Origin of the sequence: Streptomyces sp. NPDC047085 (assembly GCF_040643735.1) — a bacterium.
Taxonomy (GTDB): Bacteria; Actinomycetota; Actinomycetes; order Streptomycetales; family Streptomycetaceae; genus Streptomyces.
In genome coordinates this window covers 110,360-124,974 of the sequence record NZ_JBEYUW010000014.1, presented here as the reverse complement: position 1 = coordinate 124,974, position 14,615 = coordinate 110,360, and the positions used below count along the sequence as shown (strand labels likewise).

Sequence of the window (14,615 nt, the reverse complement as noted above, 5' to 3'; positions counted from 1 at the left end):
GAGCCCTTCGGGTTGTGCTCGGTCTGGTTCCTCACTGCTGCTCCCACGAGCGGAACGCCCGCAGATGCTCGGGGGTGGCCACGACGTCCAGCCGTTCACCGTCCGGGTCACCGCCGCCGAGCGCGGCGAGCAGCCGGCGCGCGGGGGCGTTGCGCGGGGTGCGTTCCGCGGTGAACCGGACCTTGGCGCAGCCGAGTTCCTCGGCCCGGTCGGCGAGCCGGGCGAGCAGCCGCTCCTCCACGCCCCGGCCGAGGGCGCGGCAGCTCATCAGCCAGGCGAGGACGTCGAGTCGGTCGCCCTCGGGACGCACCGCGAGCAGGGCGATCTGGCCGTAGTCGCCGAAGCGGTCGCGGGCCGCCGCCGTCCACACCTCGCCCCGCTCCCGCCACCGGGCGAGGTCGCCGCCGTCGGCGGAGCGGGCGCGCAGGGTGAACTGGTTGGTACGACGCACGAGTTGCTCGCCCCGTTCGGCGTCCTGCTCGGTCAGTTCGCGGATGTCGACCTCGAGTTCCAGCCGGTCCAGGAACTCCTGGAAGCCGGCGCCCGCGCGCACGGCGTCCCGCGCGCGTTCCTGCTCGTAGAAGCGGGCCCGCAGGGCGTCCTCGGCGGTCGTCGCGGCCGGGACGAGGGGCCACAACCTGCCCAGGAACTCCTCGAGTTCGGCGGTCCCCGGGCAGGTCACGGACAGCACCTGCGGAAGCGCCGCCCGCATCTTGGCGATCTCGGCCGGGTTGTCGTCCAGGAACAGGAAGCTGTCCAGGCCGAGGTTGAGGGTGCCCGCGGCCTCCGCCAGGCGGGTCGGTTTGGGGCCCCAGGCGGCGGAGAGCACGCTGAAGTGCTCGGCCTTGAGGAGGCTGTCGGGCCGCTCCAGGACGGCGCGGACCGTCGCCTCGTCGTTGTTGCTGACCAGCGCGAGCAGCGCGCCCGCGTCCCGCCACCGCAGCAGCCTGCGGGCCAGCAGGGCCCGGGGGCCGGTGAGGTCGACTGCCTCGGGGCCGATCTCGCCGGCCACGCCGCCCCACAGCGTCTCGTCGCCGTCGACGGCGATCACCTTGGGCGCGGGACGCCGTACGGCCCGTACCACCTCGGCGAGGCGCAGTGCGACCGCCGCCTGGAAGGCCGGGGTGAACGGCAGGTGGGCGAGTCGCTCGGTGCGCTCGTCGAAGCGGTCCTCGACGGCGTGGTGGCGGGTCCACTCGTCGGGGCCCAGGACCGCGATGCCGGGCAGTTCGGCCAGCTCGGCGGCGATCCCGTGCTCCCAGGCGAGGAGGCGCTCCTGGGGCTGAGTGGTGGGCAGGACGCCGACGACCAGAGGGCGGCGGGTGCGCTCGGCGAGGGCCTTCAGCGCGGCCGGGTAGGCGGTGCGCAGTTCGGCGAGCACGGTGTCGTCGACCGGCCCGAAGCGCTCCAGGTCGGCGGCGCGCAGCAGCACGACGCCCACCGAGGTCGCCGGGTCGGCGAGGACCCCGGACGGGTCCTGGAGCGCGGCGAGCACCTGGTGGTACGGCGCCTCGGCGACGGTCGCCCGCTCGTCCTCCAGCGCCGCCTCGCACATCAGGGGCAGGTTGCCGAGGGCGAAGGTGGCGGCGAGGGCGAGCCGCGGGCCCTCGGCGGCTGTCACCACGTCGGCCTCGCGAGTCTCCGGTACGGCCCCGGCCTCGGCCTCAGTCGTGCCCCCTACGCAGGCATCGGTCTCAGTCTCGGCCCCGGTCGCTGCCACGGCCCCTGGAATCTCCCGAACGGCTCCGCTCGCGTCCTCCGTCACCTCGGCGAGCAACCGCAGGAACTCCTCCCCCAGTTCGGTCGCCGTCGCGGCGTCGAGGATGTCGAGGTTGTGGTCGAGCCGGACCGTGCCCGCGTCGGGGGTCATCGTGATCATCAGGTCGAGGTCGGTGTGGCCGACCCCGGCGGGCAGCACTTCCAGGTTCCTCAACCGGCCCGAGAAACGGACGTAGTTGAAGTAGACCTCGACGAGCGGCGCGTTCGCCCGGTGCAGGCCCTGGCGGGCGAGCGTGGCGAGGGCGTCGGAGAACATGGCGCCCTTCGCCAGGATCTGCCGCAGGCGTTCGTCGGTGCGGACCAGCACGTCCGCGACCCGCTCGTCCGCCGCCGCCCCGGCGGGGAAGGGCACCGGGACGCCGAAGAAGCCGACCGCGTCCGGGGCATCGGCGTGGATGCGGGTGTCCACCGGCACGGCGAGCACGAACCGCTCCCGCTCGCGCTTGCGGGCGAGGAGCACGGTGAGGGTACCGAGGCAGAACGCGGCGGGGGTGACGCCCAGGGTGCTCGCGGCGGCCGAGACCCGCTCCATGAGCCCGTCGGGGACGGTCACGGTGACGCTGCCGGAACGGTAGGAGCGGGTTTCCGGGCGGGGCCGGGCGAGGGTGAGGTCGAGTCGTTCGCTGCCCTCGAAGGCCGCGCGCCAGTCGTCGCCGGGGCCGTGGCCGGCGCTCTGCTGGGCCTCGATCAGCAGGTCGACATCCCGGTTGGTGACGGTGCCGTCGAGTGCGACGCCGGAGAGCTCGGCGTCGATCTCGGCGGCCACGAGCAGCAGGGACTGCAGGTCGCTGACGGCGTGGTGGGCGCCGAAGACGAGGATCTGCCCCCGCGGTCCGGCGTCGTTCAGTTCGAACCGCCACAGTGGCGGGGTGGCCAGGTCGAACGGCTGCTCCAGGAGCATCCGCAGCCGCTCGGCCGCGTCCACGTCCGTGCCGTCGGTCCAGCGCAGTGGCGGCGCGGGCAGCCGCCGGTCCACGCGCAGCTGCCGCCCGCCGTCGGCGCCGGTGACGACGGCGGTGCGCAGGGCAGCGTGCCGGGCGGCGAGCCGGTCGAGGATGCCGGTGAGGGCTTCCCGGGTGGTCGGTGTGGTGAGCCGTACGGCCAGGCCGACGCCGTGGGCGGCCGCGGGCATGCCCGGCTGGGCGCTGCGCAGGAGCCGTACGACGTCCCGCGTGGCGGGCCGCAGTTCGGTCTCGGGCACGTCCGGTGCGGGCTCGGATCTCTGCGGGTCGGGCGCTTCGGCCGCCGTGGCGCGCTCGGGCAGGCCCGCGGCGAGCGCGCGGGCGAGACCGCGGATGTCGGCGGCGGAGAACACGTCGGCGGCGGGCAGTTCCACGCCCAGGTCGCGGGCGAAGACGTTGCGCAGCCGGACCAGCATCAGGGAGTCCAGGCCGAGTTCCTTCAGGGCGGTGGTGGCGAACACGTCCACCGCGCCACCGGAGACCTCGGTGACCCGCGCCCGCACATAGGTCTCCAGCCACTCGGCGCGCTCCTGCCCGGCGGTGGCCGCGAACACCTTCTTCACGAGGTCGTCGGTGTCCCCGCCGCCGGCCGGGACGGTCACCAGGTCGGCCAGCAGGGGGCGGCCGCGCGCGGCGTCCGGGTCGAGGGCGAGCAGGTCCCAGTCGAGGGCGATCGGCGCGAGCTGGCGGCGACCGCTGTTCAGGACGCGCTCGAACAGTTCGCCGCCGTCCTGCGGGGAGAACGCGACAAGGCCGGAGCGGCTGGTCTCGGCGGCCCGGGTGCCGGACTCGGCGACCATGCCGACGCCCGCCCAGGCCCCCCAGTCCAGGCTCAGCGCCCGCCGGCCGGTCCGGGACAGGTGATGCGCCCAGGCGTCGAGGAACGCGTTCGCCGCCGAGTACGGGCTCTGCCCCGCCGAGCCGAGCAGGCCGGCCGCCGAGGCGAACAGGACCAGGCTGTCGGCCTCCGGGACCAGTTCGGTGAGCAGGGCGGTGCCGAGCACCTTGGGCGCGAGGACGCGCCGGACGCGCTCCTCGGTGAGGTTCGCCAGGGTGGCGTCGTCCAGGACACCGGCGGCGTGCACCACGCAGGTGATGGGTCCGGCAGCCTGTCGTACGGCGTCCAGGGCGGCGGTGAGTCCGGCGCGGTCGGCGACGTCGGCGCGGGCGAGGTGCACGCTGACCCCGCGCTGTTCGAGGTCCCGGATCCAGGCGGCGGCGGCCGCGTCGGGCGTGCCACGGCTCAGCAGGGCGAGCCGGCGGGCGCCCCGGCGGGCCAGCCGTTCGGCGACGACGCGGCCGAGGCCGCCCAGGCCGCCGGTGATCAGGTGCACCCCGTCCGGCCGCTCGGCGTGTCCGCCGTCGTCGGGGCGGGTGCGGGCCAGGCGCGGCACGAGCCGGCCCGAGTCGCGCAGCGCGACCAGGCGTTCGTCGTCCGCGTGCCACAGCTGGGTCCACAGCGCGTCCGTGCCGCCGTCGGCGGGCAGGTCGACCAGGGTGGTCGCCAGCTCCGGGTGCTCCTGGGCCACGGCGAGCCCGAAGCCCCAGGCGAGGGCCTGCTGCGGATGCGTCACCGCGGTGCTGTCCCCGGCGGCCTGGCTGCCGCGGGCGACGACGAACAGGCGCGGCGCCCTGCCGTGCGGCCGCCCGGTCAGCGCCCGGACCAGGTGCAGGGTGCTCAGGCAGCACAGGCGGGCCGCCTCCTCGGCGCCGGCCTCGTCGGAGACCGGCGGGGCGTCGAGCGCGGACAGCTGGACCACCCGGGAGGGGGGCGCGTCCGCGAAGGCCTCGTCCAGGAGCCGGGTGAGCTGTGCGGGATCGGCCGGGTCGAGGACGTAACGACCGGGGCCTTCGATGCCGTAGGCGGTGCCACGGCGCGCGACGACGAGGGGCGCCGAGTCACCGATGCGGTGGGCGAGTTCGTCGGCGACGCCGCTGTCGTCGGCGAGGATGAGCCAGCTGCCGTCGGCGGGCGGCTCCTGTGCCTCGGGGCGCGGCTGCCAGCGGGTCTCGAAGAGCGCGCCGTCCAGCGGGGAGAGCGCGGCGAGCCGGAACTCGTCCGCCGCGAGGACGAGTCGGCCCTGCTCGTCCCACAGGCGCAGGTCGAGGGTGGCGGTGTCGCCGTCGACCGAGCGCAGCTCACAGCTCACCCAGGCGGGTGCGGCGCGCAGGCCGGTGAACCGCACGCGCCCGGCGCCGGCGGGCACGAACGCCCTGCCCTCGGGGGCTCCGGCGGGCAGTGCGGCCGCGTGGAAGGAGGCGTCGAGGGTGGCCGGGTGCAGAAGGTGCCCTGCCGGGGGCCGTGCTGCGAGGCGGGCGACGGCGGTCGTGGCGCCGTCCCGGTGGCCTTCCGTCAGGCCCCGGAAGGCGGGGCCGTAGTCGATGCCGAGGGCTGCGAGGCCCGCGTAGACACCGGGCACGTCGACCGGTTCGGCGCAGCGCTCGCGCAGCGCGGCAAGCCCCGGGCCCTCGTCGGCGACCGGCTGGGGGCCGGTGACGACGCGGCCGGTCGCGACGCGGCCGGTGACGTGCCGTTCCCAGCGGGGCCGTCGCTCGGCGGCGGCGGCCGAGGAGACGGTGAAGTCCCGGAAGCCGTCCTCGGCGGGCCGCAGCACCAGTTGGAGCCGTACGGGCCGGTCGGCGTCCAGGCGCAGCGGCTGCAGGAACCGGACGTCGGCCAGCTGTACGTGGCCGCGGTCGGCCTGCTGGGCGTCGTCGCCGTCGGCCGACCGTGCGTCGTCGCCGCCGGCCTGCTGGGCGTCGCCGTCCGCGAGCGTCGTCGCGGCTTCCAGCACCAGGTCGAGGAAGGCGGCGCCCGGGAGCCACACCTCGCCCGTGACGCGGTGGTCGGTCAGGTAGGCGAAGCGGCTGTCGTTGAGGTCGATCTCGGTCTGGAACAGGTCCCGGCCGGGTTCGTCGCTGGCCTGGACGTGGGTGCCGAGGAGCGGTGAGGCGCCGGTGGCGGCGGACCGGACCGGGGCGAGCCAGTGCCGTTCGCGGGCGAAGGCGTACGTCGGCAGGTCGGCGCGCCGGTCGCCGGGGAACAGGGCGGTCCAGTCGGGTGTGTGCCCGGCCGTGTACAGCTCGCCCAGCTGGCCGAGGAGGACGTCGTGGCCGTCGCGGCCGCGGCGCAGCGAGCCGATGCCGACCGCGTCGATCCCGGCCTCGGCGGCGACCGCCTCGACGGAGGAGATGAGCGAGGGGTGTGGGCTGAGTTCCACGAAGTAGCGGTATCCGTCGTCCAGCATGCGCCGGACGGTGTCCGCGAAGCGCACGGGTTGCCGCAGGTTGGCGAACCAGTAGGCGGCGTCGAGGCCGTCGCCCGGCACCGGTTCGGCCAGCACCGAGGAGTACAGCGGGGTGGGTGTGCGAGTGCCCCGGACGGCGGAGAAGCGGTCGAGCAGTTCCGCGCGGAGCGGTTCCATGAGCGGGGTGTGCGAGGCGAACGGTGTCGACAGGACGCGCGCGGGGACACCGCGCTCCTCCAGTTCGCGGCGCAGGGCGGCGAGCGCCTCGCTCTCGCCGGACACGGCGGTGGCGCCGGGGCTGTTGACGGCGCCGACGAACAGCCGGCCGGCGTAGGGCGCGAGCAGGTCCTCGGCCTCCGCGCGCGGCAGCTCCACGGCGAGCATGCCGCCGTGTCCGACGAGCGGCACCACCGCCGCGGCCCGTGCGGTGACCGTGGCGACGGCCTCGTCCAGGGTGAGCGCGCCCGCGCTGTAGGCGGCGGCGATCTCGCCGAGGCTGTGTCCGACGACGGCATCCGGGGTGACGCCCAGCTCCCGCCAGGCGGCGGCCAGGGCCGCGTTGACGGCGAACAGGACGGGCTGGAGGTATTCGGTGCGGTCGAGCGGGGAGAACTCCTCGGGTGCGCGCAGGGCGTCGAGCACCGACCAGCCGGCGTGCCCCCGGACGGCCGCGTCGACACGGGTCAGCTCCTCGCGGAAGGCGGCGGAGTGGGACAGCAACTCCAGCCCCATGCCGGTCCATTGGCCGCCGTGCCCGGCGAAGACGAAGGCCACCTTGCCGGTCTGCTCCTCCCGGGGCGCGGGCATGGGCCTGCGCCCGCTGCCCACCGCCTTGAGGGCGGACAGCAGTTCCTCCCGGCCGTCGGCGACGACCGCCGTACGCCACTCGAAGTGGCTGCGGTGCCGGGCCAGGGTGTGCGCGACGTCCGGGAGGGCGGTGCCGGCCGTGATGTGCCGGGCGAGCCGGGCCGACTGCCCGCGCAGCCCGGCCTCGCTGCGCCCGGATAGCACGAACAGCCGTGTCCCGTCCGGGACTTCCTCGCCCTGCGATTGCCGCTGTCGCCCGGCCGGGGCCGGGGCCTCCTCCACGATGACGTGGGCGTTGGTCCCGCTGATGCCGAAGGCGCTGACCCCGGCCCGCCGGACCCGCTCCCCCGTCGCCGGCCAGGCGACCGGTTCCTGGAGCAGGGCGAGGCCGCTGCCCTCCCATTCGACGTGACGGCTCGGCGTGCCGGCGTGCAGGGTGCGCGGCAGGGTCTGGTGGCGCAGTGACTGGACGACCTTGACGAGGCCGGCCACACCGGAAGCGGCCTGCGCATGGCCGATGTTGGACTTCAGCGAGCCCAGGTGGAGGGGACGGCCCTGGGGACGGGTGCCCGCGAAGACCTCGGACAGGGCGTTGGCCTCGATCGGGTCGCCCAGGGTGGTGCCGGTGCCGTGTGCCTCGACGTGGTCGATGTCGGCGGGTTCGAGCCCGGACAGCTCCAGCGCGCGGCGGATCACCTGTTCCTGCGCCGGGCCGTTGGGCGCCGACAGGCCCTGGCTGCGGCCGTCCTGGTTGACGGCCGTGCCGCGCAGCACGGCGAGCACCTCGTCGCCGTCCCGCTCGGCGTCGCTCAGCCGCTTGAGGACGAGCATGCCCGCGCCCTCGGCCCAGATCGCGCCGTCGGCGTCGTCGGAGAAGGAGCGGCAACGGCCGCTCGGGGACAGGCCGCGCAGCCGGCTGAACTCCACGAAGGTTCCCGGTGTCACCATCAGGGTGACCCCGCCGGCCAGGGCCAGGTCGCACTCCCCGGTGCGCAGCGCCTGGGCCGCCAGGTGCGTCGCCACCAGGGAGGACGAGCAGGCCGTGTCCACGGTCATCGCCGGGCCGTGCAGGCCGAGCGTGTACGCCAGTCGGCCGGAGGCGACGCTGAGCGCGGAGCCGGTGCCGACGTAGCCGTCGAGCTGGTCCAGGCGGGAGCCGGCGAGGTAGTCGCTGCCGAACATGCCGACGTACACGCCGGTGGTGCTGCCCGCGAGTCGCGCGGGGACGATCCCGGCGCGCTCCAGCGCCTCCCAGGCCGTCTCCAGCAGCAGCCGCTGCTGGGGGTCCATGGCGGCGGCCTCCTTCGGCGTGACGCCGAAGAATCCCGCGTCGAAGGACTCGATGTCGTCCAGGAAGCCGCCCTCGCGGGCGTAGGACTTGCCGAGGGCGTCCGGGTCGGGGTCGTACAGGTCCGCCACGTCCCAGCGTCCGGCCGGGAACGGGCCGACGGCGTCCCGGCCGTCGGCGACCAGCCGCCACAGGCTCTCCGGGTCGCTGACGCCGCCGGGCAGCCGGCAGGCCATGCCCACGATCGCGATCGGCTCGTCGGCGCCGGGCGCCGCGACCGTGTGCGGCCGGGGCGTGTCCCGGCGCGGAGTGCCGCCGAGCGCGTGGGCGAGGAGGTACGCGGCCAGCCGGTCGGCGGTGGGGTGGTCGAAGAGGAGGGTGGCGGGCAGCCGGGTGCCGAGGCGGGCGGCCAGCCGGTTGCGCAGGTCGACGGCGGTGACGGAGTCCATGCCGAGGTCGCGCAGCGGCTGGTCGGGGCGCACGGACTCCGCCGCGCGCAGGCCGAGGGCGCGGGAGATCTCCTCGCGGACCAGGGCGAGGACGCGTTCGGCCCGCTCGGCCTCGGGCAGCCGGGCCAGCCGGTCGGCGAGCCCGCCGCCCGCGTCGCCGGCGGCGCGCGGTGCGGGCAGCAAGGAGCGCCACAGGGCGGTCCCGGCGGCTCCCGACTCGCGCAGGCGGGGCAGGTCGAGAGCCCACGCGACCAGATGCGGGGCGTCCCGCCGCAGCGCCAGTTCGACGAGGTCGCGGCCCTGGTCGGGGGTGAGGGCCCGGTGGCCGAGCCGGGCCATGCGCTCCAGGTCCGCGTGAGCGGCGGCGAGGCCCTCACCCGCCCAGGCACCGAAGGACACGGAACTGCCGGGCAGGCCCGACGCACGCCTGTGGTGGGCGAGTTGGTCGAGGAAGACGTTGGCGGCCGCGTAGTTGCCCTGACCCGCGTTGCCGACGACACCGGCGGCCGAGGACACCAGCAGGAACAGCTCCAGCGGTGCGGCGGCGGTGAGCCGGTGCAGGTGCACGGCACCGTCGACCTTGGGCCGCAGCACCCCGGCCAGCCGCTCCGGTGTCAGCTCGGCGATCACCCCGTCGTCGAGGATCCCGGCACAGTGCACGACACCGCGCAGCGGCCACTCCTCCTCCACACGGGCCAGCACGTCGGCGACGGCGACCGGGTCGCCGACATCGCACGCGACGACCTCGGCACGGGCACCCAGCGCGGCGAGTTCCGCCACAGCCTCGGCGGCACGGGAATCCTCCCGGCCCTGACGTGCTGTCAGCAGGATGCGCGGGACGCCGTGTTCGGCGAGCAGGCGGGCGATGTGGCGGCCTACGGCGCCCAGACCGCCGGTGATCAGCACGGTCCCGTCGGTCGGGACCGGGGCGGGGGTGCCGGCGAGGTCGAGGACGACGGGGCGTGCCGTGGCGGCGCCCCTGCGCAGCGCCTCCCGGGCGGCGGCGACCGGGAAGACGTGGGGGAAGGTGTGGGGTCGCGTCCCGTCACCGTCCGCGACGGCCACGGTGAAGGGCACGTCCTCGGCGAGGACCGTGACGCGGCCCGCGTCGACCACGGCCTCGGATCCGGGCGGGGTGTCGACGTCGGCCATCACCCGTGCGCCGGGGGCGAGTTCGGCCACCTCGGCGCCGACCTCCGCGATCACACCGGCACACCGAGCGGGGCCACCGTTCGTCGCGGGCACGGCGACGGCGAGCGCGTGGACCTGGATCCGCACCTGGCCCGGCCCCGGCACCCGGGGTTCGACCGGGCGCAGGCTCGGCGCATCGGGCAGTCCGACCAGCTCGTACTGGTCGCCGGCCGGGATCCGCAGCACCTCCGGCGTGCGGGCCCGCACCAGCCGCGGTGCGAGCAACCCACCTGAGCGTGCGGCGAGTTCGGGCTCGGCCGGGAGGCCGACGGCCGCCGTCAGCGCCGCCCTGGGATCAGTGTCGTCGAGGTCCAGCAGCGTCAGCCCGAGGTCCGGGTGTTCGGCGCGGGCGCTCCGGGCGAGGCCCCACAGCACCGCCTGGGCGTATCCGGGCACGGGATCACCGTCGCCCGTGGCGATCGCGCCACGGGTCACCCAGACGGTCCGCGTCGGCGCCTGGTCCTCGGCGCGGGCGATGAGTGCCTGCAGTTCACCGAGCGCGGTCGCCGCCAACTCGTGGGCGAGGAAGGAGGGTTCGGCGTCGGGCGCGGGCAGCGGCCAGAAGCGTACGACGACGTCCGCGCCCGTCTCCCGGTGCCCCAGGGCCCGCCGGGCCGCCGCGACCTGCGGATCGACGGGGTCGCCTGCCACGGCCCAGGTGATCCCCTGCGGTGCCGCGGGCTCGTCGGACACTGCCGTCCAGGCCACCTCGTACAGATGGCGCGCGTTCTCCGAACCCGTGTCGAGGTCGGCCGGGTCGGCGGCTCGCAGCCGTACGCCCTCCAGGCGTCCGGCGGGCAGGCCGTCGGCGTCCCAGAGAGTGACCTCCAGGGTGAGGTCGGTCGCCGTGCCGCCGGTGCGCCGCACCCGGGCGGTCAGGTCGCCCGCGCTCCGCGCCGACAGCGTGCAGCGGCCGAGGGCGACGGGGAGCATGGCGCGCCCGTCGGCCGGTCCGAAGGCCGCGGTGACCTGGAGGGCGGCGTCCAGCAGGGCCGGGTGCACCGGGTACGGGTCGGCGACGTCCCGGGCGGCGGCGGGCAGGGAGAGGCGGGCGAGGAGTTCGCCGTCGCCGGGCGCGACCACCGACCGTACGCCCTGGAAGGCGGGGCCGTATCCGAGGCCGAGGCCGGCCAGGCGGTCGTACGTCCGCTCCGGCCAGGCCTCTTCGGCCGTCTCGGGCCACGGCGGGGGCGGGCCGACGGTGAGCGGGGCGGAAGGGGCGGCGGAGGCGGTGGCGTGCAGGGTCCAGCCGGAGGCGCCCTGGCCGCGCGGGCGACTGTGCACGGTGATCTCGGGGAGCGGGCCGGTGGTGACGACCTCGACGGAGACCTCGACCGTGCCGGTGTCCGGCAGCACGAGCGGGCTGAGCAGGAGCAGGTCGGTGACGTCGGCCGGAGCGTCCGGACGGACCACGGCGAGGGCGGACCGGCACAGCTCCACGAGGGTGGTGCCGGAGACCACCGTGCGGCCGAAGACGGTGTGGTCGGGCAGCCAGTCGGCGGTGGCCGGGGACCACTCGTTGCGGAAGGTCCAGCGGGTCTCGTCGGCGGACTGGAGCTGGATGCCGAGCAACGGGTGCGCGGCGCGGTCGAAGAGGCCCGGGCCGCCGCTGCCGGACTCGGGGTCGGTCCAGTGGCGCTGCGGGTCCCAGGCGTAGGTCGGCAGGTCGGCCCGGTCGGCGTCGGGGACCAGCCGGCGCCAGTCGATCCGGCGTCCGTGGACGTGGAGTTCGGCGGCGGCCCGGTCCAAGGAGGCGGGCCCGGCGCCGTGTTCGTCGTCCCGGCGGAGCGAGCCGACGGCGGTCAGGTCGTGGCCCGTGTCCTCGCCGATGGTGCGCAGGGCGGTGAGCAGCGCGGGGTGCGGGGACAGCTCGACGAAGTGCCGGTAGCCGTCGGCGAGCATGCGTTCGACGGTGGGCGCGAAGCAAACCGTCTCGCGGAGGTTGGTGTACCAGTAGTCGGCCGCCAGCTCGCCGGTGACGGGTTCGCCGGTGACCGTGGAGTACCAGTCGATGTCCGTCGGGCAGGTGACGACGCCGTCGAGTTCCTCGACGATCGCCTCGCGCACCGGTTCGACCTGGGCGCTGTGGGAGGCGTAGTCGACGTCGAGACGGCGGACGAAGACCTGGCGTGCCTCCATGGCGGCGAGCAGCGCTTCGAGCGGTTCTACGGCGCCGGCGACGACGGTCGCCCGGCCGCTGTTGACGGCGGCGACCGAGACGTCGGTGCCGAGGCCGTCGAGCGCGGCCCGGACCTCGGTGTCGGGCAGCGCGATCACGGCCATGGTGCCGGTGCCGGACAGGCGGGTCAGGGCCTGGCTGCGCAGGGCCACGACGGCGGCCGCGTCGTTGAGGCTGAGCGTGCCCGCGACACAGGCCGCCGCCACCTCGCCCTGGCTGTGCCCGATCACGCCGTCCGGACGGACACCTCGCGCTCGCCACACGGCGGCCAGGGCCACCATCACGGCGAACAGCACGGGCTGGACGACGTCCACGCGGTCCAGGGACGGCGCGCTCGGGTCGCCGCGCAGCACCGATGCTACGGACCATTCGGTGAACGGGCGCAGGGCGGTGTCGCACCGGTCGAGTTCGTCGGCGAACACGGGGTCCTGGTCGAGCAGGTCCCGGGCCATCCCGGCCCACTGGCTGCCCTGCCCGGGGAAGACGAAGGCCAGCTTTCCGGCGGGGCCGGCCGGCTCGGCGGGGCCCACGGTGTGCTCGGGGTCGGCGTGTCCCTCGGCGAGGCCGCGCAGGGCGTTGAGCAGCCGGCCCCGGTCGGCTGCCTGGACGACGGCTCGGTGGTCGAAGTGGGTGCGGTGGTGGGCGAGGGTCGCGGCGACCGCCGCGAGGGGCAGCTCCGGGCGGGTTTCGAGGGCGCCGAGGAGCCGGGCGGCCTGGCCCTGGAGGGAGGGGAGGCTCCGGGCGGAGAGGGGGAAGAGGGTGGGGCCGGACGGGGCAGGGCGATCCGGTGCGGCCTCGCGTACGGTGTCGGCCGGTGCGGCCTCGCGTACGGCGTCGGCCGGTGCCTCCTCGCGTACGGCGTCGGCCGGTGCCTCCTCCAGGACCACGTGCGCGTTGGTGCCGCTGATGCCGAACGCGCTGACCCCGGCCCGGCGAACGCGCTCGGGGTCGCGTGGCCAGGCCGGCGCGTCGGTGATCACCCGCAGCCCGCTGCCGGCCCAGTCGATGTGGTCGGTGAGGTGTTCGGCGTGCAGGGAGGCCGGTATGCGCTCGTGGCCGAGGGCGAGGACGGTCTTGATGACGCCGCCGATGCCGGCCGCCGCCTGGGTGTGTCCGACGTGGGACTTCAGCGAGCCGATGCCGAGGGGCCGGTCGGCCGGCCGGTCCGGACCGAACACGTCGGCCAGTGCGCGGAGTTCGATGGGGTCGCCGAGCGGGGTGCCGGTGCCGTGCGCCTCGACGTAGTCCACCTCGTGCGGGGCGAGCCCGGCCGCGTCGAGGGCGGCGCGCAGCACCCGCTCCTGGGCCGGGCCGTTGGGGGCGCTGAGGCCCTGGCTGCGGCCGTCCTGGTTGATCGCCGAGCCCTTGACGACGGCCAGGATCCGGTCGCCGTCCCGGCGCGCGTCCGCGAGGCGCTTGAGCAGCACGAGGCCGCAGCCCTCGGCCCAGACGACACCGTCGGCCCCGGCGGCGAAGGGGCTGCACCGCCCGGACGGAGACAGCCCGCGCAGCCTGCTGAACTCGACGTGCCCGCGCGGCGTGACCAGCAGCGTGGCACCGCCGGCCAGGGCGAGGTCGCACTCCCCGCTCGCCAGCGCCCGGGCCGCCAGGTGCAGCGCGACCAGGGAGGACGAGCAGGCGGTGTCCACCGTCACCGCGGGCCCCTGCAGGCCGAGGGTGTAGGCGATGCGCCCGGAGGCCACGCTGGCCGCCGAGCCGGTGCCGACGTGTCCGTCGAGTTGCCCGAGCGAGGCGGAAGCGAGATAGCCGCTGTCGTACAGGCCGAGGTAGACGCCGGTGGAGCTGCCGTTCAGGGATTCCGGGAGGATTCCGGCGCGTTCGAAGGTCTCCCAGCTGGTCTGCAGGAGGAGCCGCTGCTGGGGGTCCATGGCGGCGGCCTCGCGCGGGGAGATGCCGAAGAACGCCGCGTCGAAGCGGTCGATGCCGCCGTCGAGGAAGCCGCCGCGCAGGGTGTAGGCCTTGCCGGTGGCCTCGGGGTCGGGGTCGTACAGTCCGCGTGTGTCCCAACGGCCGGGCGGGGCCTCGGAGATGGCGTCCTCGCTCCCCGTCAGCAGGCGCCACAGGTCCTCGGGGGTGTCGGCGCCGCCGGGGAAGTGGCAGGCCATGGAGATGATCGCCACGTCATCCCCGGAGCCGGTGGCTTCCCCTCCCGTACGCGCCGACGGTGTCCGCTCCCTCGTCGCCGCTCCCGCCGACGGGACGGCGGCCTGCGGCGCTTCCTCGAAGACGGCCCGCGCGAGCGCGCCGATCGTCGGGTGGTTGAAGACCAGGGACGGTTCCAGGGTGCGGCCGAGCAGCGGGGCGAGTTCGGCCGCCAGGGTCACCAACTGGCGTGATCCGAGGCCGAACTCGGCGATCGGCCGGTCGGGGTCGACCGCGGCCGGGTCGATCGCGGCCGCCTCCGCGACGGCCGCGGTCAGCCAGGCCCGGACGCCCTCGGCGGTCGTCAGGGACGGCTCGGAGGTGTGCTTCGGGGACTCGTTCGCAGGCATCTGGGCAGGTGTCCTCGTGAACTCGGGCTCAGGCGGAAGTCCGTACCGGCGGCGGGCGGCGCGGCACGGCGAAGAGGCGGGGCAGGGGTGCGGGGGCGGTCGTACGGCATGGTCCGGCGGCCGTACGACGGCAGCGGCGGCCGGGGCGGCACGGGGGTGGCGCGGGGCGGCGCAGGCCGCGCGCATGCAGCGCCGCCGG

General features: G+C 75.8%; 1 protein-coding gene. It reads right to left on the bottom strand.

The window, feature by feature from the left end; genetic code table 11:
• Positions 1 to 31: 31 nt before the first annotated feature.
• The gene (locus ABZ865_RS35130; RefSeq protein WP_361239539.1) at positions 32 to 14,416 is read right to left on the bottom strand and encodes an SDR family NAD(P)-dependent oxidoreductase; all 14,385 of its coding nucleotides are present in this window, start codon (positions 14,414 to 14,416) and stop codon (positions 32 to 34) included.
• Positions 14,417 to 14,615: the final 199 nt, after the last annotated feature.